General features: G+C 74.2%; 25 protein-coding genes and 1 pseudogene. 10 read left to right on the top strand and 16 right to left on the bottom strand.

The window, feature by feature from the left end:
- Window positions 1-13 precede the first annotated feature (13 nt).
- On the bottom strand, window positions 14-1,669 hold the full coding sequence (locus tag G5V58_RS08480; protein ID WP_165231049.1) for an FAD-binding dehydrogenase: 1,656 nt from the start codon (window positions 1,667-1,669) through the stop codon (window positions 14-16).
- Between the two features lie 41 nt (window positions 1,670-1,710).
- On the opposite strand from G5V58_RS08480, the gene G5V58_RS08475 reads away from it, so the two are divergent.
- The gene (locus G5V58_RS08475; protein WP_165231047.1) at window positions 1,711-2,172 is read left to right on the top strand and encodes an NUDIX domain-containing protein; all 462 of its coding nucleotides are present in this window, start codon (window positions 1,711-1,713) and stop codon (window positions 2,170-2,172) included.
- Here G5V58_RS08475 and G5V58_RS08470 read toward each other — a convergent pair.
- Window positions 2,156-3,607 carry an RNB domain-containing ribonuclease gene (locus G5V58_RS08470; protein WP_165231043.1) on the bottom strand — a complete coding sequence of 484 codons (1,452 nt, stop codon included), beginning with the start codon at window positions 3,605-3,607 and terminating at the stop codon, window positions 2,156-2,158. The genes G5V58_RS08475 and G5V58_RS08470 overlap by 17 nt on opposite strands.
- Window positions 3,608-3,632: 25 nt before the next feature.
- On the opposite strand from G5V58_RS08470, the gene yaaA reads away from it, so the two are divergent.
- Window positions 3,633-4,391: a peroxide stress protein YaaA gene (gene yaaA, locus G5V58_RS08465; protein WP_165231040.1), complete on the top strand. Its 759-nt coding sequence runs from the start codon at window positions 3,633-3,635 to the stop codon at window positions 4,389-4,391.
- Window positions 4,388-5,335, top strand: a complete 948-nt coding sequence (locus tag G5V58_RS08460; RefSeq protein ID WP_165231037.1) for a DNA polymerase domain-containing protein — start codon at window positions 4,388-4,390, stop codon at window positions 5,333-5,335. Before yaaA ends, G5V58_RS08460 begins: the two co-directional genes overlap by 4 nt.
- Here the strand turns inward: G5V58_RS08460 and G5V58_RS08455 are convergent.
- From G5V58_RS08455 to G5V58_RS08440, 5 genes and pseudogenes are all read right to left on the bottom strand, one after another.
- Entirely contained in the window at window positions 5,322-5,885 is a 564-nt protein-coding gene (locus G5V58_RS08455) for a hypothetical protein (protein ID WP_165231033.1), read from the bottom strand. The two genes, G5V58_RS08460 and G5V58_RS08455, sit on opposite strands and share 14 nt — an antisense overlap.
- Window positions 5,882-7,036, bottom strand: a complete 1,155-nt coding sequence (locus G5V58_RS08450; protein WP_165231030.1) for a bifunctional RNase H/acid phosphatase — start codon at window positions 7,034-7,036, stop codon at window positions 5,882-5,884. The genes G5V58_RS08455 and G5V58_RS08450 overlap by 4 nt, the downstream gene beginning before the upstream one ends.
- Complete coding sequence (locus tag G5V58_RS26825; RefSeq protein ID WP_456237807.1) at window positions 7,033-7,806, bottom strand: zinc ribbon domain-containing protein; 774 nt, start codon at window positions 7,804-7,806, stop codon at window positions 7,033-7,035. The genes G5V58_RS08450 and G5V58_RS26825 overlap by 4 nt, the downstream gene beginning before the upstream one ends.
- Window positions 7,773-7,985: a Nif3-like dinuclear metal center hexameric protein gene (locus tag G5V58_RS26380; RefSeq protein ID WP_268991276.1), complete on the bottom strand. Its 213-nt coding sequence runs from the start codon at window positions 7,983-7,985 to the stop codon at window positions 7,773-7,775. The genes G5V58_RS26825 and G5V58_RS26380 overlap by 34 nt, the downstream gene beginning before the upstream one ends.
- Window positions 7,986-8,094: 109 nt before the next feature.
- Window positions 8,095-8,907: pseudogene (locus G5V58_RS08440) on the bottom strand (Nif3-like dinuclear metal center hexameric protein); the annotation flags it as partial.
- Window positions 8,908-8,986: 79 nt separating this feature from the next.
- Between G5V58_RS08440 and G5V58_RS08435 the strand changes: the two are divergent.
- The 3 genes from G5V58_RS08435 to G5V58_RS08425 all read left to right on the top strand — a co-directional run bounded on the left by G5V58_RS08435 (window position 8,987) and on the right by G5V58_RS08425 (window position 10,686).
- Window positions 8,987-9,133, top strand: coding sequence for a hypothetical protein (locus tag G5V58_RS08435; protein WP_165231027.1), 147 nt, complete (start codon window positions 8,987-8,989; stop codon window positions 9,131-9,133).
- Window positions 9,134-9,137: 4 nt separating this feature from the next.
- On the top strand, window positions 9,138-9,839 hold the full coding sequence (locus G5V58_RS08430) for a hypothetical protein (protein ID WP_165231024.1): 702 nt from the start codon (window positions 9,138-9,140) through the stop codon (window positions 9,837-9,839).
- A gap of 67 nt (window positions 9,840-9,906) precedes the next feature.
- Window positions 9,907-10,686 (top strand): tetratricopeptide repeat protein, encoded by a 780-nt coding sequence (locus G5V58_RS08425; RefSeq protein ID WP_165231021.1) that lies wholly within the window; start codon window positions 9,907-9,909, stop codon window positions 10,684-10,686.
- Here G5V58_RS08425 and G5V58_RS08420 read toward each other — a convergent pair.
- Window positions 10,683-12,260, bottom strand: coding sequence for a long-chain-fatty-acid--CoA ligase (locus G5V58_RS08420; RefSeq protein ID WP_165231018.1), 1,578 nt, complete (start codon window positions 12,258-12,260; stop codon window positions 10,683-10,685). The two genes, G5V58_RS08425 and G5V58_RS08420, sit on opposite strands and share 4 nt — an antisense overlap.
- 130 nt (window positions 12,261-12,390) lie before the next feature.
- Between G5V58_RS08420 and G5V58_RS25910 the strand changes: the two genes are divergently transcribed.
- The 3 genes from G5V58_RS25910 to G5V58_RS08410 are packed head-to-tail and all read left to right on the top strand — an operon-like array spanning window position 12,391 to window position 14,949.
- Complete coding sequence (locus G5V58_RS25910; RefSeq protein ID WP_230487186.1) at window positions 12,391-12,807, top strand: hypothetical protein; 417 nt, start codon at window positions 12,391-12,393, stop codon at window positions 12,805-12,807.
- A complete protein-coding gene (locus G5V58_RS08415) occupies window positions 12,791-14,293 on the top strand; it encodes a sensor histidine kinase (protein ID WP_230487185.1) in 1,503 nt (500 codons plus the stop codon). The genes G5V58_RS25910 and G5V58_RS08415 overlap by 17 nt, the downstream gene beginning before the upstream one ends.
- Window positions 14,278-14,949, top strand: a complete 672-nt coding sequence (locus G5V58_RS08410) for a response regulator transcription factor (RefSeq protein WP_165231015.1) — start codon at window positions 14,278-14,280, stop codon at window positions 14,947-14,949. The genes G5V58_RS08415 and G5V58_RS08410 overlap by 16 nt, the downstream gene beginning before the upstream one ends.
- On the opposite strand, the gene G5V58_RS08405 is transcribed toward G5V58_RS08410, so the two are convergent.
- Window positions 14,942-15,532, bottom strand: a complete 591-nt coding sequence (locus G5V58_RS08405; RefSeq protein ID WP_165231013.1) for a hypothetical protein — start codon at window positions 15,530-15,532, stop codon at window positions 14,942-14,944. The genes G5V58_RS08410 and G5V58_RS08405 overlap by 8 nt on opposite strands.
- 83 nt (window positions 15,533-15,615) lie before the next feature.
- Between G5V58_RS08405 and G5V58_RS08400 the strand changes: the two genes are divergently transcribed.
- Complete coding sequence (locus tag G5V58_RS08400; RefSeq protein WP_230487184.1) at window positions 15,616-16,284, top strand: nucleotidyltransferase family protein; 669 nt, start codon at window positions 15,616-15,618, stop codon at window positions 16,282-16,284.
- A gap of 40 nt (window positions 16,285-16,324) precedes the next feature.
- On the opposite strand, the gene G5V58_RS08395 is transcribed toward G5V58_RS08400, so the two are convergent.
- The 7 genes from G5V58_RS08395 to G5V58_RS08365 all read right to left on the bottom strand — a co-directional run bounded on the left by G5V58_RS08395 (window position 16,325) and on the right by G5V58_RS08365 (window position 24,091).
- Complete coding sequence (locus G5V58_RS08395) at window positions 16,325-16,801, bottom strand: DUF4234 domain-containing protein (protein ID WP_230487183.1); 477 nt, start codon at window positions 16,799-16,801, stop codon at window positions 16,325-16,327.
- 71 nt (window positions 16,802-16,872) lie between these two features.
- Window positions 16,873-17,307: a hypothetical protein gene (locus tag G5V58_RS08390; RefSeq protein WP_165231010.1), complete on the bottom strand. Its 435-nt coding sequence runs from the start codon at window positions 17,305-17,307 to the stop codon at window positions 16,873-16,875.
- 56 nt (window positions 17,308-17,363) lie between these two features.
- A complete protein-coding gene (locus tag G5V58_RS08385) occupies window positions 17,364-18,299 on the bottom strand; it encodes a lysophospholipid acyltransferase family protein (protein WP_165231007.1) in 936 nt (311 codons plus the stop codon).
- The gene (locus G5V58_RS08380) at window positions 18,296-19,876 is read right to left on the bottom strand and encodes a lactate racemase domain-containing protein (RefSeq protein ID WP_230487182.1); all 1,581 of its coding nucleotides are present in this window, start codon (window positions 19,874-19,876) and stop codon (window positions 18,296-18,298) included. Before G5V58_RS08380 ends, G5V58_RS08385 begins: the two co-directional genes overlap by 4 nt.
- Window positions 19,873-21,087 carry a zinc-dependent alcohol dehydrogenase gene (locus G5V58_RS08375; protein ID WP_165238805.1) on the bottom strand — a complete coding sequence of 405 codons (1,215 nt, stop codon included), beginning with the start codon at window positions 21,085-21,087 and terminating at the stop codon, window positions 19,873-19,875. The genes G5V58_RS08380 and G5V58_RS08375 overlap by 4 nt, the downstream gene beginning before the upstream one ends.
- The gene (locus G5V58_RS08370; RefSeq protein ID WP_230487181.1) at window positions 21,087-23,384 is read right to left on the bottom strand and encodes an HAD-IB family hydrolase; all 2,298 of its coding nucleotides are present in this window, start codon (window positions 23,382-23,384) and stop codon (window positions 21,087-21,089) included. Before G5V58_RS08370 ends, G5V58_RS08375 begins: the two co-directional genes overlap by 1 nt.
- Window positions 23,385-23,401: 17 nt before the next feature.
- Window positions 23,402-24,091, bottom strand: coding sequence for a DNA alkylation repair protein (locus G5V58_RS08365; protein WP_165231004.1), 690 nt, complete (start codon window positions 24,089-24,091; stop codon window positions 23,402-23,404).
- Window positions 24,092-24,123: the final 32 nt, after the last annotated feature.

Here is a 24,123-nt window from a genome sequence, read left to right as displayed (position 1 = left end):
GCGCGTGCTCGGATCAGCCCACCGCGCGCGCCGCCGCCCGCCCGGCCACCCGGCCGGAGAACAGGCAGCCGCCGAGGAACGTCCCCTCCAGCGCGTTGTAGCCCATCATCCCGCCGCCACCGAAGCCGTTGACCTCACCCGCGGCGTACAGCCCGGGCAGCGGCTCGCCCGACGACGTCAGGCACCGGCCCTCGAGGTCGGACTCCAGGCCGCCGAGGGTCTTGCGGGACAAGATGTTGAGGCGCACGGCGATGAGCGGCCCGGCCTTCGGGTCGAGCAGCCGGTGCGGGGAGGCGACCCGGATGAGCTTGTCGCCGAGGTAGCGCCGGGCGCCCTGCATGGCGGTGATCTGGGCGTCCTTGGAGTAGGCGTTGTCGACCTCGCGGTCGCGCGCCTCGACCACCTCGCGCAGCGCGGCCTCGGTGAGCGCCGGGACGTCGTCGTCGGCGACCTCGTTCATCCCCCGGACCAGCTCACCGAGGGTGGCGGCGACCACGAAGTCCTCGCCGTGCTGCTTGAACGCCTCGATGGGGCCCGGCGCGCCCTTCTTGACCCGCGACAGCAGCAGCTTGAGGTTCTTGCCGGTCATGTCGGGGTTCTGCTCGGAGCCCGAGAGCGCGAACTCCTTCTCGATGATCTTCTGGGTCAGCACGAACCACGAGTAGTCGTAGCCGCTCTGCCGCAGGTGCTTGAGCGTGCCGAGGGTGTCGAAGCCCGGGAAGTACGGCGCCGGCAGCCGCCGGCCGGCCGCGTCGAGCCACAGGCTGGACGGCCCGGGCAGGATCCGGATGCCGTGGTTGGCCCAGATCGGGTCCCAGTTGCGCAGGCCCTCGACGTAGTGCCACATCCGGTCGGGGTTGATCAGCCGGGCGCCGGCGGCCTCGGTGATCTGCAGCATCCGGCCGTCGACGTGGGCCGGCACCCCGGCCACCATCGTCCTGGGCGGCGTCCCGAGCCGCTCGGGCCAGGCCTTGCGGACGAGGTCGTGGTCGCCGCCGATGCCGCCGCTCGTCACGATGACCGCCTGGGCGGTGAGCGAGAAGAAGCCGGTCTCGTCGCGGTTGGTCGCGGCGCCGCGCACGGCGGCGTCCGGCGCGAGCGTGTGGCCCTCGACGCCGACGACCGTGCCGCCGGCGACCACCAGGCCGTCGACGCGGTGCCGGAACCGCAGCCGGATCCGCCCGGCGGCCACGTGCTCGCGCACCCGCCGCTCGAACGGCTCGACCACGCCGGGGCCGGTGCCCCACGTGAGGTGGAAGCGCGGCACCGAGTTCCCGTGACCGTCGGCGCGGCCGTCGCCGCGCTCGGCCCACCCGACGACCGGGAACACGCGGTGGCCCATCGAGCGCAGCCAGGCGCGCTTCTCGCCGGCCGCGAAGTCGACGTACGCCTCGGCCCAGGCGCGCGGCCAGCGGTCCTCCTCGCGGTCGAACTGCGCGCTGCCCATCCAGTCCTGCCAGGCCAGCTCGCGCGAGTCCTTGACGCCCATCCGCCGCTGCTCGGGGCTGTCCACGAGGAACAGCCCGCCCAGGGACCAGAAGGCCTGACCGCCCAGCGACTGCTCGCCCTCCTGGTCGACCAGCACCACCGACCGGCCCGCGTCGGCGGCCTCGGCCGCCGCCACCAGCCCCGCGAGCCCCGCCCCGACCACGATGATGTCCGCGTCCACGGGCGGTGAGTCTAGGAGCAGGGCTCTAGGGTCGAGCCGTCATGAGCTGGACGACGTGCAGGCTGGGCCACCGCCACTGGGGGCCGCGCGGGGCCGCCGGGCTGCTCGTGGCCGACGCCGGGCGGGCGCTGCTCCAGCTCCGGGCGGGCTGGGCGCACCAGGGCGGCACCTGGTCGGTCCCGGGCGGTGCCCGCGAGCGCGGCGAGTCCGGCGTGGAGACGGCGCTGCGCGAGGCCGGCGAGGAGATGGCCATCCGACCCGCCGAGGTCGACGTGCGCGCGTCCTACGTCGCGGACTGCGGTGGCGGGTGGACCTACGAGACCGTGCTGGGCGTGCCGGCGACCGCGCCGCTGCACGTCGAGCACCTCTCGGAGTCGGTGCGCCACGTCTGGGCGGAGGCCGACGAGGTCGACGACCTGCCGCTGCACCCGGCCTTCCGCGCCGCGTGGGACGCGCCGGACGGCGAGCTGCGGGCGTTCGTCGGGGCTACCTCTCCAGCGTGAACTCGACCTTGCGGGTCGCCACGTCGGCGGTGGTGAGCCGCACGCGCACGTCGGTGCCGAGCGGGATGTCGGAGGCGGACACGACCGGCGCCTCGACGGCGGGCTCGGCGACCGTGACCGTGCCGCGGATCGGGTCCTTCTCGTTGACGTCGACGACCACGGCGTCGAAGCTCTCGCCGACCCGGCCCTGGAGCAGCCCGGCCTCGACCAGGTTGAGCACGGCGCTCTCGTAGCGGCTGGCCAGCTGCGACGAGGTCTGCATCTGCTTGGCCAGCTCCGGCAGGGCGGCGTGGACCCAGCCCGGCACGTCGTCGCCCGCGCACAGGGCGACGCAGATCTCCGAGGCGTAGCGGTCGCCGAGGCGGCGCAGCGGCGCGGTGACGTGGGCGTACTCCGCGTTGAGCGCGTGGTGCAGCGGGTCGGCCGGCACCTCGCCGTCGAAGGCGACGTACCCGCTCCCGCGCAGCAGCCGAGTGCAGGCCGAGATCATCGCAGCGTGCTGCGGCTTGGCCGGGTCCAGGCCACGGATGAAGTCGGGGTAGAGCAGCTCGGCCGGCCACTCGATGCCGAGGGCGTGGGCGGTCCGGTGCAGCCGCTGCACGTCGCGCGGGTCCGGCGGCGGCAGGGTGCGCAGGAAGCCGATCCGCGCGTACATCATCAGCGAGGCCGCCGCGAAGCCGGTGAGCAGCGACATCTGGGCGTTCCACTCCTCGACGGGGAGCAGCTCGCGGTAGGTCAGCGTCCACTCCGGCCCGGAGGTGTCGACCTCCTGTTCGGGCAGCGGCAGCGAGACGCCGCCGCGGGCGCGCTCGCGCTGCAGGCGCAGCTCGCCGACCACCTTGAGCAGGGCCAGCGACTCCGACGCGCTGCCGTCGTCGATCTGCTGCTGCACGCCCGGGTAGTCCAGCCGCGCCCGGCTGCGCACCCGGGCCCGCTCGACCTGCACGTCGGTGCGCGCGCCGTCGGCGTCCAGGGTGATGGTCCACAGCAGCGCCGGGCGGACCTGGTCGGGCAGCAGCGAGCCGCCCCCCTCGGAGATCACCGTCGGGTGCAGAGGGACCCGGCTGTCCGCGCCGTACAGCGTCTGGCCCCGGCGGTGCGCCTCGACGTCGACCGGGTCGCCCGGGGTGATGAACGCCGCGAGGTCGGCGATCGCGTAGTGCAGGACGTAGCCGCCGTCGCCGGTCCGTTCCAGGTGCAGCGCCTGGTCGAGGTCCATCGAGCCCTCCGGGTCGACGGTGACCAGCTCGAGGTCGGTGCGGTCCAGCTCCGGCAGCCGCGGGTCGGCCACCGCCGCCGCCGCGGCCTGCTCGACCTCGGGCGGGAAGTCCGGCGTCACGTGCAGCTCGGCCTGGATCTCCGCGATGCCCTCGCGGAGCAGCCGCTCGACGTCGCTGTCGGCCGTCCGGACCCGGACCACGCGGCTGCTCGACATGTCGCCCACCCTAATCTTCGGAATCGTGTTGATCCTGCTGCCGCCGAGCGAGGGCAAGAGCTCCCCGCGCCGCGGCAAGCCCCTCGACCTCACGGCCCTCTCGGCACCGGAGCTGACCGGCGCGCGCGAGCGGGTGCTCGACGCGCTGGTCGACCTGTGCGCGACGGACCCCGAGGCGGCGGCCCGCACCCTGGCCGTACCCAAGACCCAGCTCGAGCTCGTCGCGCGCAACGCTCGACTGCGCGAGGCGCCCACCGCGCGGGCCGACGCGGTCTACACCGGCGTGCTGTACGACGCCCTCGGGCTGCCCGGCCTGGGCGCGGCGGCGCGGCGGCGGGCCACGGCCCGGGTGCGGGTGACGTCGAGCCTGTTCGGGCTGGTGGCACCGGGCGACCGGATCCCGGCGTACCGCCTCTCCGGCGACGCCGCGCTGCCCGGCCTCGGCGCGGTGGCCGGCGTGTGGCGGGCCGAGCTCGGGCCGGTGCTCACCGACCTGGTCGGTGACGGGCTGCTGGTGGACCTGCGCAGCGGTACCTACGCGGCGTTCTGGAAGCCCACGCTCCCCCGGGTCGCCACGGTCCGGGTGCTGCACGAGACCGCGCCCGGGAAGCGACAGGTGGTCAGCCACTTCAACAAGGCCACCAAGGGCCGCCTCGTCCGGGCTCTGCTCGAGGACGGAGCGAACCCGCGCACGCCGGCGCGGCTGGCCGAGGCGCTGCGCGACCTCGGCTGGACCGTGGAGGTGGACGGCGGCGCGCTCGATGTGGTCGTCTCCGAGGTGTGAGCGCTGACGAGCTGGCCGGCGTCGCCCTGTCCCACCTGGACCAGCTGGTCTTCGACGACGCGGGCGTGACCAAGGGCGACCTGGTGCGCTACCTCGACGCGGTGCACGAGCGGATGCTGCCCGGTCTGCGCGACCGGGCCCTGTCGGTGGTGCGGGCCCGGCTGGGCCAGGCGGCCTTCATGCAGAAGAACCTCCCCCAGCACGCCCCCGACTGGATCCGGACCACGACCGTCTACGCCCGCGCCTCCCAGCGCGAGGTCCGCTACCCCGTCTGCGACGACCGGCGCACGCTGGTGTGGCTGGCCAACCAGCGGGCGGTGGAGTACCACCCCGCGCTCATGCGGGTCGACGACCCTCACCAGAGCGACCTCGTCCTCGACCTGGACCCGCCGGACGACGTGGCGCTCGAGGAGGGGTTCCGGCTCGCGGTGGCCGCGGCGCTGCTGGTCCGGCGGGCGCTGACCGGCGCCGGGCTGACCGGGGCGGTCAAGACGAGCGGCGCCAAGGGCGTGCACGTGGTCGTGCCGCTGGTCGAGCACGACGTCCCGGACGTGGCTGCCGCCACGAGGGCCCTGGCCGCGCGGGCGGCCGCGCTCGACCCCGCGGTGGCCACCACGGCGTTCGTGCGCGACGAGCGGGACGGGAAGGTCTTCGTCGACTCCACCCGAGCCGGCGGCGCGACGGTCGTGGCGGCGTACAGCCCCCGGGCCCGGCCGGGCCTGCCCGTGTCCTTCCCGGTCGGGTGGGACCGGCTGGAGGAGGTGCGGCCGGGCGACTACACGGTGCGGACCGCGGCGGACCGGCTGGACGAGGCGGTGTGGGAGCCGGGCGAGCCGCAGCTGCTGCCGGCCGACCTGATCGCCGAGGGCCACGAGATCCCCCTCGCCCGGGTGGTGGCGATGCACGAGGGCAAGCGGCGCAAGCGCGAGCTCAGCGAGGGTTGAGCGAGCGGTACTCCCGGGCCGCCGTCGTCCCCGGTCGATCGGGCAGGTCCACGCCCGCGTCCACCACGCACAGCGCCTCGGCCACCTCGACCGGGAGCCAGTCCGGGTGGACGTCGACGACCACCGGCGCGCCGACCTCGTCGAGCAGGACGTTGCCGAACAGCTGGGTGTGCACGAGCTGACCCTCGGGCCGCGGCGGCACCGCGGAGGCCAGCTCGGCGTGCAGAACGCGCCCGACGGCCAGGGTGACGTCGAGGTCGCGGGTGATCGTGCTGCCGGGCTCGTAGCGGCAGGCCGACCACCCGTCCACGACCCATGAGCCGTCCCGGGCCGGGACCGGTACGGCGAGTCGCAGGTCCTGTGGGCGCCGGCGCGGCCGGGTGTCCATGGCGACGGCGAGCCGGGCCAGCAGCGGGTTGAGCCAGTCCTGCACGGCCGGGTCGTGGCCGGGTGCGAGCACGAGGTCGCCGGCCACGACCGAGGCGTCGCCGAGCGGGATGACCGCGTCCGGGACCGCGAACAGGTCCAGGACGCGCTCGGAGGGGCTCACCAGGCCGACGCCGCGGCCGAGAAGGCGTCGCTCGGCCGCGCGTTGTAGAGCCGCATGCTCGAGCGGCCCTCCGGGAAGAACGACACGACGCTGACGGACGCGGGGCTCAGCTGCATGCGCCAGATCGACTCCAGCGGCGCGTCCAGGGCCCTGGCCACCAGGGTCTTGATGGGCGTGACGTGGCTGACCACGACCACGGTCTGCTCGGCGTGCCGCTCCAGGACCCGCTCCAGTCCGGCCAGCACCCGGGCCTGCACGTCCAGGAAGGACTCCCCACCGGGCGGCGCCACGTCGAGCGCGCCGAGCCAGCCGTCCAGGCCGGCCCGGTCGCGCTCGCCGACCTCGGCCAGGGTGAGCCCGTCCCACCGGCCGAACTCCATCTCGGCGAGGCCGGGCTCGACCTCGAGCGGCCGCTCCAGCCGGGCCGCCACGATCTCGGCGGACTCCTGCGCGCGGCGTACCGGTGAGGCGACCACGGCCCCGACCTCGGAGGCCAGCGGCGCCAGCCAGTCCGCGGTCGCGCGGACCTGCGCCCGGCCCTCGTCGCTCAGCCCGGGGTTGCTGCTGGCCAGGCCGCCGGAGAAGCGCTTGTCGGTGGTGTGCGCGGTGACGCCGTGCCGGATGAGCACCAGGGTCGTGGCCGGGCCGGGCGGACCCCAGCTCGACCGGGCGGGCACGACGGGCGCGGCGGGCGCCGGGGCGACCGGCTGCTCCCCCGCCACGGTGACGCCGCTCCGCTTGCCGTCCAGGGCCTCGTTGGCCAGCCGGTCGGCGTGCTTGTTCTGCTCACGCGGCACCCAGGTGTACGTGGTGCCGAAGGGCGCCAGCCGGGTGGCCTCGGTGGCCAGCGGCCGCATGTCGGGGTGCTTGATCTTCCAGCGGCCCGACATCTGCTCGACCACGAGCTTGGAGTCCATCCGGACCTCGATGTCGGCCTCCGGGGCCAGCTCCGCGGCCAGCCTGAGCCCGGCGATGAGCCCGGAGTACTCCGCCACGTTGTTGGTCGCCACGCCGATGGTCGTGCCCTCCTCGGCCAGGACGGCTCCGGTGGTGGCGTCCTTCAGGACCGCGCCGTACGCCGCCGGCCCGGGGTTGCCGCGCGAGCCGCCGTCGGCCTCGACGACGACCGACCGAGGGGCCGATCCGCTCACAGCCCGGATTCGTCGGTGCGGACCAGGATCCGCTGGCACTCGTCGTGGCGCACGACCTCGTCGGGCGCGGCGGCACGGATCGCGGCGAGCTCGGAGGGGTCGAGGGTGAGCCGGCAGCCGCCGCACTCGCGGCGCCGCAGCGCGCCCACCGCGACGCCGTTCTTGGCGATGCGCAGCCGCTCGTACAGCGCGAGCAGGTCGCCGGGGATGCCCGCCGCGGCGGGCTCGCGCTGGGCCAGGGTCTCCTCGAGCCGGGCGCCGAGCTCGGCGGTCTTCTCGTCGGCGGTCGCGGTCAGCGCGCCCAGCCGCTCGTCGGCCTCGGCGACCTGGGCGGTGAGCGTGTCGAGGTCCTGCTGGGCGTCCTCGAGCCGGGCCATCACCTCGAGCTCGTCGTCCTCCAGGCTGCCGATCCGGCGCTGGAGCGACTCCAGCTCGCCCTGCATCCGCTCCAGGTCCTTGGGGTTGCTGATGAGGCCCTGGTCCATCCGGTCCTGGTCGCGCTTGCGGCGGGTCTTGACCTGCTCGACGTCGGCGTCGACCTTGGCCTGCTCGGCGGTGAGGTCGTCCACGGCGATGGCCGCGTCGCGCCGCCGGCCGTCGAGCTCGGTGCGCGCGGCGGTCAGCGTGGCGATCTCGGCGAGCTCGGGCAGCGCCTCGCGCTGGTGGCGCAGGAGGTCGGCGCGGGAGTCGAGCTCCTGGAGGTCCAGCAACGCGAGCTGGGCGGCGGGGTCGGCTTTCAGCGCTCTTCTCCTGTGACTCGGTGGGTCCACGGGTCGGTGCGGATCTCGCTGACCCGGGTGTCCACCGTATCCCCGAGCGCGACCACGAGCCGCCGCGCCACCACCGGCAGCCAGGTCCACTCCGCCGCCCAGTGCGCCACGTCGACCAGCGCCGGCCCGTCGTGCTCGAGGAACTCGCTCGCCGGGTGGTGGCGCAGGTCGCTGGTCACGTAGACGTCGGCGTCGGTGCGCCGCACCGCGTCGAAAAAGGAAGTCGCCGGCTCCCCCGCAGAGCGCCACGCGACGCACCGGCCGGTCCGCGGCCCCCGCCACCCGCACCCCCTGCGCCGTCGCCGGCAGCGCGTCTGCCACCCGCTGGGCGAAGGCACCCAGGGTGGTCGACTCGACCGACCCGATCCGCCCGGTGCCGGTCGGGGCCAGTCCCGGGTCGGCCAGCTCGACCACGTCGTACGCCGGCACCTCGTAGGGATGCGCCGCCAGCAGGGCCGCCACCACCCGGGGCCGCGCCGCGCGGGCCAGCACGCACTCGACGCGGACCTCGTCGACCACCTCGAGCCGGCCGACCTCGCCGATGTGCGGCTGCGCACCCGCCAGGGGCCGGAACCGGCCCTCGCCGGGGCTGGAGAACGACGCGCTGTCGTAGTCGCCGACCACCCCGGCCCCCGCCTCGCCCAACGCCCGGCGGACCCGGTCGGCGTCCGCGGTGGGGACGTAGGTCGTGAGCTTGTCCAGCGCCGGGCCGTCCGCCGGCTGCAGCGGCGCCAGGTCGCTCAGGCCGAGCGCCAGCGCCAGGGCCTCGGACACCCCACCCGCGGCCTGGTCGGCGTTGGTGTGCGCGGTCAGCAGCGCGCAGCCGGCGTCCTGCAGCACCCCGAGCGTCCGGCCCTTGGGCGTCGTCCGGGCCACCCCGTGCACGCCCTTGAGGAACAGCGGGTGGTGCACGACCAGCAGGTCCGCGCCCCACGCCGCGGCCTCCTGCGCCACCGGCAGCACCGGGTCCACGGCGAACAGCACCTTCCGCACCGGCGCCTCCGGATCGCCGGCGACGAGCCCCACGGCGTCCCAGGAGTCGGCCGTGGCGGGCGGGTACCAGCCGTGCAGCAGGTCGACGGTCTCCCTCAGCGTGGGCACGCGCGCAGGCTAACCCGGTGCCCCGGTACGGCCTGATCGGGCCATCCCGCTCAGGAGCCGTCTCAGTGAGGATGGCGTGGTGCCGGACAACGGCGGTCGGGCGTTCTCCGCCGCTTACCCGTCCCTGGCCCTCGAGGACTTCGAGGGGTCCTCCGCCACCCCGGGCACCATCAAGTACCGCACCCCGCAGGCCGCGCTGTCGGCCGGCAACGGGGCGGGGTGCTAACCCGGTGGGCGCCATCGCGCCCGGGGTGCACTTCTTCGCCACCGGCAGCTCTCCGGACCGCAACCTGGCCGTGCTCACGCCGACGCAGGGCCAGGTGCCGTCGACGGCGATCGACGCGAACGACAGCGCCGACACGCTCGTCGTCGACTTCACCAGCCCGGTGGACACGGTCGGCTTCGACCTCGCGAGCTGTCCGAGCGAGCGCACGTGCACCCTCACCATCGGCTACGTCGACCTCTCGCCCGCCACCACCCGATCGGTGACGTGCCCGCAGTCGCCCGACCAGCGCTTCTTCGGCTTCACCGCCGATCGGCTCATCGACTACGTCACGCTGAACGGTGGCGTCTTCCTCGACAACCTCCGCTTCGGCACCCGGACCCCGACGCCTGCACCCACGCCCAGCAACGCCCTCGCCGTGGGGGCGGTCAGGACCGCGGCGCGCGCGGGGACCGCCACCGTGTCGGTGAGCGTCCCCGGCATCGGCACGACGACGGTCGGTGGGAAGGACGTGGCCGCGGCTTCGGTCGACTCCGCGCGGGCCAGGACGGTGTCGCTGCCCGTCGCGGTCACCGGCGCGCTGCGCAAGGCCCTCAAGCGCACGGGGAAGGCGACGGCCCAGGTCACGGTGACCTACGCACCGGTGGGCGGGACGCCGGCCTCCCGCGACGTCACCGTCAAGCTCAGGCTCAAGCACCAGGGGCGCTGACGGCACCGGCGCGGGGAGTGCGCCAATCGTCTGCGCGAGCGGCGCCGACCTCCCTACCCTCGTCGGCATGGACGAGGAGGCGACGGGACTGGTCGAGCTGGCCACCGCGGTGGTCGCGGCGCGGGCGGCGGTGGACATCGGCGTCGCCGGCGCCGAGGACCGCACGACCGAGGCCTACACGCGGCTGGTCGAGCGGCAGCTGGCCGAGGGGCTGGCGCACGACGCCCTCGAGACCGCCCAGGAGCTCGTCGAGCACCGGCGCACGGTGGCCGACACGAGCGTCGAGGGGCTGCTGCGCCACGAGCAGGCCCTGGCCCTGCTCGAGACCGCGCTCCCCCGCACCGCCGACGTGCGGCTGCGCGTGTCCGGCCTGCGCCAGCAGGCGCAGGTGCGCGAGCAGCTGGCCCAGCGCGACCCGGCCCACGTCACCTCGGCCGTGGTGACGATGCTCGAGCTGGCCACCGTGCTGCGCGAACAGGGCGAGCACCGCGAGGTCCGCACGGTCGCGGCCCGGGCCGCGGAGCTGGCGGCAGCCGTCCCTGACGAGCTGGACCGCACCTTCCTCGAGACCGAGGCCCACCTGCTCCGGGCCCTGGCCCTGGTCACCTCGCGGCGCCGGCGCAACCGCCTGGACGCCGTCGCTGCGGCCACCCGCGCCGTCGAGCTGACCCGCTCCGAGCGCACGCTGTGGACCCTGGCCACCATCCAGCAGACCCTCGGCCAGGGCGCCGAGGCGCTGGGCACCGTGGACGAGGCCCTCACGCTCCCGGCCCGCTCCCGCGACCCCGAGGTGCACGCCGACCTGCTGCGCCTGCGCGAGACGCTCACCGGCCGCGCGGCCAGCTAGTTGACCTGGCGCTCGCGCCCCTCCCAGTACGGCGCGCGCAGCTTGAACTTCTGCAGCTTGCCGGTCGCGGTCCGGGCCAGGTCGTCGCGGAACTCCACGCTGGTCGGCGCCTTGTAGCCCGCCGCCTTCTCCTTGCACCAGGCGATCAGCTCGGCCTCGGTGGCCTGCTGACCCGCCTCCAGCACGACGAGGGCCTTGATGGTCTCGCCCCACTTGTCGTCCGGGACGCCGATCACGGCCACCTCGGCCACGGCCGGGTGCAGGAACAGCACGTCCTCGACCTCGATCGAGGAGACGTTCTCGCCGCCGGTGATGATCACGTCCTTCTTGCGGTCGCTGATCGTGAGGTAGCCGTCCTCGCCGATGACGCCGCCGTCGCCGGTGTGGAACCAGCCGCCGGCCAGCGCCCGCTCGGACTCCTCCGGCTGCTCCCAGTAGCCCTCGAGCACCACGTTGGAGCGGGCCAGCACCTCGCCGGTCGCGTGGGTCTCGTCGGGGTCCTCCCCCTCGGGCATCTCGATCTTCAGGGTGACGCCGATGGCCGGCGCGCCGGCCCGGACCAGCTTGCCGGCCAGCTCCTCGCCGGACAGCTCGTCCCACTCCGCGCGCTTGCGGTTGATGGTGAGCAGCGGCGAGGTCTCGGTGAGGCCGTAGATCTGGATGAACTCCCAGCCCAGCTCCTCCTGGACCCGCATCACCGTCTTCGTCGGCGGCGGGGCGCCGGCCATGATGATCCGGACCCGGTCGCGGCCCGGGATCTCGCCCTCCCACGACTGCGCGGCCTCGAGCACCGCCGCCGCCACCGCGGGCGCCGCGCACATGACGGTCACCCCGTGGTCGCGGACCCGGCGCAGGATCTCGGCGCCGTCGACCTTGCGCAGCACGACCTGCTTGACCCCGAGGCCGGTCATCGCGAACGGCATGCCCCAGCCGTTGGCGTGGAACATCGGCAGCGTGTGCAGGTAGACGTCGCGGTCGCTCACGCCGGTGTGCAGCCCGAAGGTCACCGCGTTGGTCCAGATGTTGCGGTGGGTGATCTGCACGCCCTTGGGGCGCGCGGTGGTGCCGGAGGTGTAGTTGATCGTCGCGGTCGCGGTCTCGTCGTGCTCCCACGGGCGGGGCTCGGCACCGCCGTCGTCCGGAGCGGCGGCGTACAGGTCGTCGTCCTGGCCGAGCACGAACCGGTGCTCGACCGGTACGTCGGCCAGCGCGGCGTCGAGCTCGGGGTCGACGTACAGCACCCGGGCACCGGAGTGCTCCACGATGTAGCGGACCTCGTCAGGACGCAGCCGGAAGTTCACCGGGACCAGGACCCGGCCGAAGCCGGCCACGCCGAAGAACGACGTCAGCAGCCGAGCGCTGTTGTGGCTGACCACCGCCACCCGGTCGCCGGACCCGACGCCGAGCGCGTCCAGGTGCGCGGCCTGGCGCCGGGCCAGGGCCCCGACCTGGGCGTAGGTGAGGTCGCCCAGCGACGGGGCGGGCTGGTCCGGCTCGTCGACCACACCGGTGCGCTCGCCGTAGACCTGGACGGCACGGTCGATGAAGTCAGAGACGCTGAACGGGACGTGCACTGCTGCCTCCTGTGACGTGTGTCTCCCACCCTAGGACGCCCGGGTTGCCTGGGCGTTGCCCTCCCCGCGGATGAGAACCTCCTCATCGCGCTCTCACGCGCCGCCCACGGTGAGGGATGATCGTGGGGTCGTGCGCACGTTCTGGAAGGTCTTCGCCGCGCTCGCCCTGATGCTGCCCCTGGGGGCCTTCGTGGCGGGCACCCTCGTCGCGTCCGCGGCCGACGAGCCCGCGGAGCGCGACACCATCGTGATCCGCGACGGCGCGGCGTCGACCAGCCCCACCCCGGAGCCCGAGGACGACACCCCGGGGGTGGACACGGTGACGCCCTCGCCCGACGAGGTCCACGACGCGGGCGACGACCACGGCGGCGACCGTCCCGACGACCAGAGCGACGACCAGAGCGACGACTCCAGCGGCGGCGGCCACGGGAGCGGCCACGGGAGCGGCTCCGACGACCCCAGCGGCCACGGCAGCGGCCACAGCGGCAGCGGCAGCGGCAAGGGCGGCGGCGACGACCACAGCGGGCACGGTGGCGGCGACGACTGACCGCTGCGAGCGGACCCGGTCGGGCGCGTCGGTCCGGCTGCGGATCACCGCGGCGGTGGCGCTGCTGACGGTGCTGGCGCTGAGCGGGGCGGGCGCGATCGTCTACCTCATCGAGCGCGGCCGGGTCGACGACACCGATGCGCAGCTGGTGGAGCAGGAGTTCGGTGAGCTGCGGGCGCTGCAGCAGAACGGCGTGGACCCCTCGACCGGACAGCCGTTCGCCACCCCGCGCGACGTGGTCCGCAACTTCATGGCCCGCAACGTCCCGGCCGACAACGAGCTGCTGGTCGGGTGGTGGGACGGCGCGTCGCAGCTGCAGTCCCCGGCCTGGGACGGCGTCACCCAGGACGACGCCTTCAACGAGACCGTCGCGGGCCTGGTCGCCGGCAACGGCACGCGGACCGTCGACTCGTCGTACGGCGACCTGCAGGTCAACGTGCAGACCGTCGAGCAGGGCGCGCGCTCGGCGTCGCTGGTCGTGGTGGTGTTCAAGGCCAGGAGCGTGGCCGGGCTGCACGACACGATGCAGACCTACGCGATCGTGGCCGGGCTCTCGCTGCTGCTGGTCGTGGGGTTCGCGGCCGCCCAGTCCGGGCGCCTGCTGGCCCCGCTGCGCACCCTGCGCGAGACGGCCGAGGAGGTGACCGACTCCGACCTCTCGCGCCGGCTGCCCGAGACCGGGAACGACGACATCACGGCGCTCACCCGGACCTTCAACGGGATGCTGGACCGGCTCGAGTCGGCCTTCGTCGGCCAACGGCAGTTCCTCGACGACGCGGGCCACGAGCTCAAGACCCCGCTGACCGTGCTGCGCGGCCACCTCGAGCTGCTCGACGTCGGCGACCCGCAGGAGATCGCCGAGACCCGCGAGCTGCTGCTCGACGAGGTGGACCGGATGTCGCGGCTGGTGGGCGAGCTGATCCTGCTGGCCAAGAGCGACCGGCCCGACTTCGTCACGCTCCGCCCGGTCGACCTCACCGGGCTCACCGTCGACACGCTGTCCAAGGCCCGCGGCCTGGCCCCGCGGACCTGGACCCTCGACGAGACCGCCAGCGTCACCGTCCCCGTCGACGAGCAGCGGCTCACCCAGGCGCTGCTCCAGCTGTGCGACAACGCCGTCAAGCACACCGGCCCCGGCGACGAGGTCGCCCTCGGCTCGTCGTACGACGGGCGCACCGCGCGGCTCTGGGTCCGCGACACCGGGCCTGGCGTGGCGCCGGAGCACCGCGAGGTCGTCTTCGAGCGGTTCGGGCGCGGCGCCGTGCCCGCCGACGACGAGGGCTTCGGGCTGGGGCTGTCCATCGTCCGCGCGATCGCGCGGGCCCACGGCGGCTCCGTGTCCTACGTCGACGAGCAACCGCACGGCGCCCGGTTCGTCATCCACCTGCCCGTGTCCGACGACGAGCGACCTGAACCGACCGGCCCCGCCGCTCGTAGGACCGACGACACCCAGACCGAGGAGCTCTCCCTGTGGCCCGCATCCTGATCGTCGAGGACGAGGAGCGCATCGCGTCGTTCGTGGCGAAGGGCCTGAGCGCCGACGGGCACCGCACCACCGCCGTCGGCGACGGCCGGGTGGGCCTGGACCACGCGCTGAGCGGCGACTTCGACCTGATGGTCCTCGACATCGGGCTGCCCGGGCTGGACGGCTTCGAGGTGCTCGACCAGCTCCGCTCCCAGGGCTCGCGGCTGCCGGTCATCGTGCTCACCGCCCGCGACTCGGTCACCGACACCGTCTCGGCGCTGGAGGGCGGCGCGGACGACTACGTGCCCAAGCCGTTCCGGTTCGCCGAGCTGCTGGCCCGGATCCGACTGCGGCTGCGCTCCGCCTCCGACGGGGCCGGCGCGGGCCGCGACGACGTCCTCGAGGCCGGCGGCGTGCGCCTGGACGTGCGCACCCGGCGGGCCACGGTCGGAGAGCGCGAGCTGGAGCTCTCGGCCCGCGAGTTCGCGCTGGCCGAGACCCTCATGGTCAACGCCGGCCTGGTGCTCTCGCGCGAGCAGCTGCTCGACAAGGTGTGGGGCTTCGACTTCGACCCCGGCTCCAACGTGGTCGACGTCTACATCGGCTACCTGCGCAAGAAGTTCGGCGCGAGCGCCATCGCCACCGTGCGCGGCATGGGCTACCGCTTCGTCAGCTGAACGCCGGGAAGCGGTGCGCGCGGAAGAGGACACCGTCCTCGGCCTGTCGGACCTCGGAGTCCTCGTCGTCGTAGAACAGCCCGGCCGAGGCGCCCATCCGGCCGCGGAACGGCGGCGGGACGCAGTCGCGCGGCACCTCGACGACGACCGTCGAGCCGTGCACCTCGAGGTCGCCCTCGCAGTCCTGCGGTCCGGTGCGTCCCCGGAGCGCCACCCCGGTGATGTCGCGCTGCGGGATGGCCAGCACCGTGAGGTCCTCCTTCCGCTTGGCGTGCAGCCCGGTGCTGGCGGTGAAGAAGAGCTCGGTGCAGTAGCCGTTGCGCGCCGGCGGCACCGCCAGCGTGAACGCCACCTGCACCGTCCCACCGCGTCGCTGGAGCTCGACGCGGGTCAGGTCGACGATGCGCGTCTGGCCCGCCGACACCCCCGTCAGCGACTCGACGTCACCGGCAGGGTCCTTCGCCGCCGCCAGCGTCCGCACGCGCTCGGTGGTGGGGGCAGCGACGCTGTCCTCGCCTCGGGGCGCGGCCGCGGCCCCCGAGACCGGGAGAACCAGGAGGGCGGCGAGGGCGAGTCTCAGCACCGTCGGAGTCTGCTCGCTGGGGCGGCGGCCCGAACGACAGGCGCAGCTGGTCAGCCCGTGCGCGGCGTGCGACGGTGAGGGGCGTGCATCCTGGGACCCGGGAGGCGCTCGACGCCCTGGCCCGGGCGCTCGAGGCGCTGGGTGGCGTCCGGGCCCTGTGGGTGGCCGGCTCGCTGGCCACCGGCGACCACCACCCCGGCGTCAGCGACCTGGACCTGGTGGCCTGGGTCGAGCGGCCGCCGGACCGTGACGCCCTCACGGCGCTGCACCGGCGGCTGGACGACGGCGCGGCTCACGGGCTGGGCCTCGGCTGCCAGTACGCCGACGACGCGACCCTCGCCGACCCGGCCACGTCGTGCCCCACCTGGACCCACGGCGCCCTGGTGGACCGCACCGTCTCGGGGGTGACCCGGGCCGAGCTGGTCCGGCACGGCTGGTCGGTGCTCGGCCCGGCGCCGGCCACGGTGCTGCCCGCGGTGAGCGACGACGACGTGCGGGCCGCCGCCCGCGCCGAGGTCACCGGCTACTGGGCGATGGCCGCGCGCCACCCGCGGTGGTTCCGCGACCCGGTGCTGGCCGAGCTCGCCCTCACCGGGATGGCCCGCGCCCGCCACGAGCTGGCCACCGGCCAGCTGTTGACGAAGTCCGCGGCCATCGACCGGGCGGCCGCACCGGAGCGGCTGCGCGAGCTGCTCCGCCGGCGCCGGGCCGGCGAGGAGGTCGCCGGCTGGCCGCGGTCGCGGGCCGCGTGACTGGCGTGGCGCGACGTCCGACGGACCGTGCGGCTGGCGGTCAGCCCTGCGCGCCCAGCGAGCGCCAGTAGGCGTTGAGGGCGCCGTTGGTCTTGACGAACCACACGATGACGCCGACGAAGAAGAACCACCCGAGCAGCAGCGCCCACAGCCCGGTCGCCGCGCTGACCGGCTTGGCCTGGCCGCGGCGGGCGTAGAGGTTGCCCACCTCGTTCGGCGTCACGAACGCCATCACGATGCCGACGAAGATCGACAGCACGAGGGCCAGCCCGCCGCCGAGCCCGGCGCCGGTGTGCTGCTTCATCTCCTCGTGGGTCTTGTAGTACCAGTACAGGCTGTAGAACCCGAGGGTCACGATGGTCAGCAGCACGCAGGTGCCGGTGCTGCGGATCGTGCCGATCGGCGCGCCGCCGTGGCTCGGAGCCGGCACGCCGCCGTACGCCGGGGCGGGGATGCTGCCGTACGCCGGCGGCGCGGCGGGGACGACGGGCGGGGTCGGCTCGCTGGTCTGGCTCACGGCGTGGACCGTAGGCCGCCCGCGCGGGCGGCCGCGGTCGAACCGCCGATCCGCCCGCGCTGGTCCAGAACTCAGTACGACGCGACGCCGGCGCAGGTCTGGCCGCGGTAGCTGGCCTTGAAGGTGATCCGGTCGGTGCCGGCCCGGTCGGCCACCTGCCGCTCGACGCTGAACGAGCCGCTGCGCCCGCCGGTGGTGGCGGTGCCCTGGGCCACGACGACACCGTTGTCCTTGAGCTTCCAGCGCCAGCCCTGGCCGGCGGTCTTGCTGTCCACCTCGCCCTCCACCTCGAGGCCGCCGTCGTCGCTCTTCACCTTGAGCTTCCAGCGGGCGCCGTCGGAGCAGGAGCCGGTCTCGACGACGCGGATGCCGCCACCGCCACCGCCACCGCCGTGGTCGTCACCGCCGCCGTCGTCGTCGCCGTGGGAGGCGTACGCCGGGGCGCCGAGCGTGAGCAGGAGGGCGGTGGCCGCGGAGGCCAGCAGGGGCAGTCGGGTGCGGGTCATGGCAGGAGTCTGGGCACCCGGGGTGAGCCCGGCATGAGCGGCGGGTGAGGACGCTCTCACGAACGGCGCGACCAGGCGCGCAGCCGCCCGCCGGGCTCGGCGTCCGCGGACGGCGACTGCGACTGCGCCCAGACCCGGCGCCACTGGGCCACGTCGGGACCGGACGGGTTCGGGGTGTCGCCGGCGGCGGCCCGGCGGCGGGACTCCCACCAGGTGGTGGCGTCCTCGTCGAGCAGCGCGGCGACGGCGGACTTGATCCGCGGCGCGAACTCGCGCACCGACTCGCCCTCGCGCGGACGCAGGGGCTCGCCGAAGCGGATGGTGAGCTGGCGTCGACCGGGCGAGGGCCAGCCCTGGCCGCGGGGCATTGCGGCGAAGGTGCCACGGTGCGCCACGGGCACGACCGGGACGCCGTACTCGTGGGCCAGGAAGGCGGCGCCCATCCGGAAGTTCCCCATCCAGCCGTCCTTGGACCGGGTGCCCTCCGGGAAGATCACCAGGCTCCAGCCGTCGGCCAGCACCTCACCGGGCGTGGTCGCCATCGAGCCGCCGCGGCGGTCGATCGGGAAGGTGTTGAAGATCAGCGAGGAGCCGACCGCGCGCCACCAGGTGTCGAAGAAGTAGTCGGCCGCGGCCGCGACCGCCGTACGCCGCCGCCACGCGTCCGGCAGCGACAGCAGGACGAGCGGGGTGTCGAGGTGCGAGGCGTGGTTGGCGGCGAAGATGACCGGACCCTCGATGCGCTCGAGCACGTCGAGCCCCTCGACCCGGGTCTTGACCTGGGAGCGGAACAGCGGCTCCAGGCCGCCCTTCTGGGCGACCTCCCGGGCCACCACCGCCGGCCGCTTGCGCGACCAGTCGGACGGGAACACGGTCTGCTGCGCCGGCAGCACGTAGGGCTCGGCCGACCGCGGCACCAGCGAGCGCCGACCCCAGCGCCACCCGCGCGAGGCGGTCTTGAGGTCGGAGACGCCACCCCGCACCAGGCTCATCGGACGTCGGCCAGCAGGTGCGGCGGGTTGTGCAGGTAGGTGATCGACGGCGCGCTGCCCACGGTGCCCGACGCCATCTCCAGCGCGTCCTGCAGCGTGGTCGCGGCCCGGAAGCCCATCCGCGCCGCGGCCTTGCGGTTGCCGCCGACCCAGATGACCTCGCCGACGTGGTCCAGGGCGTGGGCGATCCAGTACCACATGTAGAACGGGTGGACGCCGTGGTAGGCGTGCGAGGTCCGGTAGAGGTGGATGTACCACGGGTCCTGGGCGAACTGCTGCTCGTACTTCTCGCCGACCACCGCGGGGTCGGTCGACTCGGCGAGGACCTCCTCGTAGAAGTCGACGTACGACGGGTGGTGCAGCTGGTTGAAGCCCTCGTCGAGCGGGTGGTAGAGGATCACCGCGCCGCCCTTCCTGACGACGGGCTGGCCGCGGTAGGAGTTGAAGTAGTAGCCGAGCCCCATGCAGGCGGCCAGGATCGGGTTCATCGAGCTGTTGACGTTGTAGGGCCCGAGGTAGGGCACGCCCATCACCATCACGTCGGACTGGCCGTTGACCTCGACCGAGTGCTGGGCGTGCACCTTCTCCAGGGTCCGCTCGTGCACCGCCTCGACCTCGCCGGCGTTGATCCCGGTGAGCCCGTAGACCGAGCGCACGTCGTGGAACAGCTTGTGCCGCGCCTTCTGCGGCGCCATGGCCAGCCCACGCCGCACCGCGAGCATCGAGGCCTGGTCGCGCACCGACCACTCCCACTCGCGCTTCTGCAGGAAGGCCAGCGAGGACGGGAAGACGTCGTTGTTGAGCGTGGTCTCGATCTGGAACACCTGCACGGTGTCCTTGATGATCCGGCCCATCCGCCAGGCCGAGTGGTGCATCGCGGAGTGCTTGTGGTCCATGAAGGACCGCGAGTGCACCATCGTCTTGGCGTTGTGGTGGTGGCGCAGCGACTTGTACGACGCCAGCCCGATGCCGACCGACTTGTGGCCGCCGTCCATCGCCACCAGGTTGACGTTGACGTAGACCAGCAGGTCGGACTCGGCGGCCCGCTTGCTGATCTCGATGTCCTCGCCCTTGTCGGTGGTGCCGAGGTGGGCGAGCTCGTCGCGGTCCTCGGCGTCGAAGTTGTAGAGGTCGCCCTGGGGGTAGAACGAGCGGAAGACGCGCTCCCCCACGATGTGCTTGAGCTCGGCCGCGGTCATCCGCCGGTGCAGCGCGTTGGCCGCGATGATCTTGACGTCGTCCACACCGGCCTCGGCCGCCATGGTCAGCACGGCCTCGATGACCCGGCCCCGGATGTCGGGCGACTTCATCGACGGCAGCGGCAGCGAGATGTCGTCGAAGGCGATGGTCAGCCGCATCCCCGGCCGCAGCAGCGCCGGCAGCGGCTCGGAGTCGACCGGGTGGCGCAGCGCGTGGTCGATGGCGTCGTCCACGTCGGGCACGGCGGGCAGCGACTCCGGCGGGTAGACCACGCGGGTGCCGAGCGGGAAGTTCTCCAGCCGGAAGCCGAGCCCCTCGTGCACCACCATCGGCGGGGTGCGGTCGTCGACCTCCAGGACGAAACCGGGCCTGCTCACTGCGAACTCCTAGGGTCGAAGGCCACCTTGACCGTGCCGAGACGGCCGGCCGCGTGGGCGTGGTCGAGCGCCTCCCGCCAGCGGTGCAGCGGGTAGGACACGACGGACTTGGACAGCTGGACGACGGGCTCGAGCGCGGCGAGCTCCGCGGCGAGCTCGAAGGCGCCCTTCCCGCTCTGCCCGTGGACCGGGGGTTCGTGACGGGACGAGGCGTAGGTCCCGACGAGCTCGAGCTCGCGGAACCAGGCGGCGGACAGGTCGGCGGCGGCCGGCATCCCGGACAGCACCACCCGGCCACCGGCGCGGGTGGCGCCGAGCGCGGTCTCCAGCGAGCTCTTGGACCCGACCGCGTCGACGGCGACGTCGACGCCGCCGAGGAGGTACGGCGCGGAGAACTCCGGCTTGAGCTGGAAGGCGCCGGTCTCCCGGCGTACGCGCCGCAGGGTCTCCGACGGGCTGACCACCTCGGTGGCGCCGAGCTCCAGGGCCAGCTCACGCTGGTGCGGGTGCTTGGCCACGACGGTGATCTGGCCGGCGCCGGTGAGCTGGCGCAGCGCCAGCGTGGCGAACAGCCCGACCGACCCGGCCCCGGAGACCAGGACCCGGTCGCCGTCGCGGACGCCGGCCCGCAGCGCGGTGTGCACCGCGCACGACAGCGGCTCCATCAGCAGCGCCTGCTCGTCGGACCAGCCCTCGGGCACGACGTGCATCTGGCTGCGGTGGGCGGTGAGCTGCTGGCCCCAGCCGCCGCCGGTGTCGCGGCAGAAGCCGGTCTGCAGCCCGGGCGCGAGGTCCCCGACGGTGATCCGCGAGCAGACGTTGGTGCGCCCGGCCGAGCAGTTCTCGCACGCCTCCACGCCGCGCGCGGCGCAGGTCAGCACGGGGTCCAGGACGACGCGGGTGCCGGCCGGCAGGTCCTCGCAGTCGTCGAGCAGCTCGGCGACGACCTCGTGGCCGGGCACGAAGGGCAGCGAGACGACCGCGGAGAAGTACAGCGACGTCGAGCCGGACAGGGCACCCAGGTCGGAGCCGCAGATCCCGGACAGGCGCGAGCGCAGCCGCGCCCACCCTGGGCGGTCGACCACCGGCGGGTCGATGGTCATGAGCCGCAGCGGGGCGGCGAAGCCGGACAGGATGCCGGGCATCCGGCTGCCCATGGCCTTGCCCGCCACCGTGCGCGGCAGGGACCGGAACATCTCGAGAGCGAGCATCACGAGCCACTCCCCGCGGGCGTCAGGCTGCGCACCGAGCCGGACGGGCTCGCCCAGTCCGCGACGTCCCAGTGCGAGCGGCGGGCGTGGCGGTAGAGGGGCACGTCAGGCCGCACCGCCACCGGGTGGCCCACCGCCTCGAGCAGCGGCAGGTCGGAGTGGCTGTCGGCGTAGGCGTAGGACGCCTTCATGTCGATGCCCCGCTCGGCCGCGTAGGACTGCATCCAGGCCGCCCGGGACTCCCCCACCAGCGGGCTGGAGGCGAGGTAGCCCGTGCAGACCCCCCGCTCGTCGGTGGCCAGGTCGGCGGCCTCGATGTGGTCGAAGAGCGGCAGCAGCGGGCGGGTCAGCGGCCGGATCGCGCCGGTGATGAGCACGGTCTCGTGACCGGCCGCGCGGTGCTCGCGGATGCGCCGCACCGCGTCGGGCGAGAGCCGGGACAGCACGTGGCTGGTGAGGTGCTCGTCGACGACCGCGTCGAGATCGGCGAGCCGGGCGCCGTCGTACTCGCGGTAGATGCCGCGCAGGAAGTCGCTGCGCGAGCGCCGCTCGGCCTGCACCAGGCTGGGGACCTTGGCCGCGATCCGGCCCAGCTCGGCCAGCCGGCCGGTGCTGTCCAGCTCGCGCAGCCGCACCCACAGGTAGGTCTCGATGACGTTCGACGACAGCAGCGTGCCGTCCATGTCGAAGAACGCCGCGATCCGCTCGCCCGAGGCGACGCCGCGCAGCCCGGTGGCCGCGGGCTTCTTGCGCAGCGCCCGGAGCTCGTCGAGGCGGCGCACCGGCTCGGTCACGGCCGGGCAGTGCACGTCGATGAAGTAGTGCGGCCAGTCGACGACCGCGGTGTCGAAGGCGAAGGTCTGCTGGTCCTCGGCGCTGAGCGAGGTGTAGAGCGCCATCGTGCGCTGGTCGGAGAAGCGCAGCTCGGCGGTGGCGTACTCCATGTAGAGGTCGAGGTAGCGGCGCAGGAACTCCAGGCGGCGGCCCTGCTGGTGCAGCTTGCGGGCCAGGTCACGGGCGCGGTCGCTGCGCGGCATGTGGCCCACGGCGTAGTCGGCGACCTTCCAGGCCTTCTCGCTGGTCGACAGCAGTCGCTCGACCGAGCGCGCTCCGGGGAAGCGCCACTCCGGCAGCCGGACCGCGCCGCGGTCGCCGTGGGTGAAGGGGTGCTGCTCGAAGTAGCGGCGCACCGAGGTGTACAGCACGTTGAACGTCAGCGGGTTCCGGTCGCCGCTGGAGACGTGGAAGTAGCCGACCTCCGCGGGCTCCGGCGGGTGGGCCAGGACCGCGACGATCGCGGAGACCACGTGGTCCACCGGGACGATGTCGACGATGGTGTCGGCCGCGGCCGGGAACTCCGGCAGCTCGCCGCGCCCGTAGGCCAGGATCAGCGGCTCGGCCATCTTGAAGCCCTCGATCCAGCCGACGTGCGGCCGCTCGAGCGCGGACTCGATGATGCTCGGCCGGACGATCGACGTGCGCTTGCCGGTGGCGGCCCAGCGCTCGACCACGCGCTCGCCCATGGCCTTGGTGAAGGTGTAGCAGTCGGTCCAGCCCAGGCTGCGGGCCCGCTCGGTGCCGATGCGGACCAGCTCGTCCTTGACCCACTGCCGGCGCGCGGCCTCGGTGGCCCGCGCCGCGGTGAGCAGCCCGGCCCGGCTGTGCTCGCGCTCGGCCTTCTTGCGCTCCTTGGTCAGCAGCTCGGCCTCGCGGGAGCGGTCCTCGACCGCCTTGCGCTGCCCGAGCCCCCACTCCAGCTCGCGGTCCAGGTCGACGTCGTGCTCGACCGGCGCCTCGGGGATGCTGCCGCGACGGCGCCCGGCGACGTACGCCGTGGAGATGTGCACGTAGTGGATGTCGCGGCCGGACGCCGCAGTGGCCTCGTCGATGCGGCCCAGCAGGTCGCGGGTGCCGACGACGTTGCTGGTGAACCCCTCGTCCACCGGCGGGTCGAAGGACACGTCGCCGGCGCAGTGCACGACCGCGTCGAGGTCCGTGGGCAGGACGGGCACGTCGGCCAGGTCGCCCTCGACGACGCCCACGCGGGCCGCCATCAGCGCCTCGACGCCGCCCGCGGCCTCGACGACCTCGGCGAAGATGGGCTTCTCGAGCAGCTTCGCGATCCGGTCGGTGCCGGTGATCGAGCCCTTGGGGCGCACCACCACCGAGGTGCGCACGCCGGGCACCTCCGCGAGCAGCAGGTGCAGCAGCGCCTCGCCGACGAAGCCGGTCACCCCGGTCACGAGCACGTGCTGCCCCGCCAGCCGCTCGGCCACCGAGCCGGGGGTCTGACTCACCACAGCGGACGATCCTGTCACAGGTGCTTCATCGCCTCCCGCCGGGACAGCCCCGAGAGACGCCCGCCCAGCCGCGCCACCTCCGCCCGCACCCAGTCCGGGTCGGTGCGGGCGTGCTGGCGCAGCGCCCACCCGATAGCCTTGCGCAGCCAGAACGACGGGTCGTCGACGTTCTGCTCGATCGCCCAGGTGAGCAGGTCCAGGTCGGTGGCGCCGCGGTGGCCGAGCTGGCAGATCAAGGCGGTCCGCCGCAGCCAGAGGTCCTCGTCGGTGGCCCAGGCGCGGACCGTGGGCGTCGCCTCGGCCCGGTGCGCGGCCAGCACGTCGCCGACCAGGTGGCTCGCGACCTCGTCGACCACATCCCACCAGGCGCCGGCGACCACCAGGTGCCGCCACAGCTCCAGGCTGACCGGGTCCAGCCAGGCGCGGGCCCGCCGGTGCCGGGCCACCGCGATCGCGGCGTACCACTCCTCACGGTGGGTGACCTCGTCCCACAGCGTCCGGACCGTGTCCTCCCACTGCGTGCGATCGACCGGCGCCCAGGCCCGCAGCAGCGGGCGGAGCGCGGTCTTGAGCTGGGGCGACGACACGCCGTGGTAGGGCAGCGCCGACTTCATGTAGCGCTGCTGGCCGGCCGCCCGCTCCTCGTCACCCGCCGCCGCGAGCGCAGCGCGGACGGCGGCGACCAGCTCCCGGTCCGCGGCCACCAGGGCACCCTAGGGAATCACCGGCCCGGCGC

The sequence above is a fragment of the Nocardioides anomalus genome (assembly GCF_011046535.1).
In the GTDB taxonomy this organism is placed as follows: domain Bacteria; phylum Actinomycetota; class Actinomycetes; order Propionibacteriales; family Nocardioidaceae; genus Nocardioides; species Nocardioides anomalus.
Note: the sequence above shows the minus strand (reverse complement) of the source record. Positions and strands in the feature narration are given on the sequence as shown.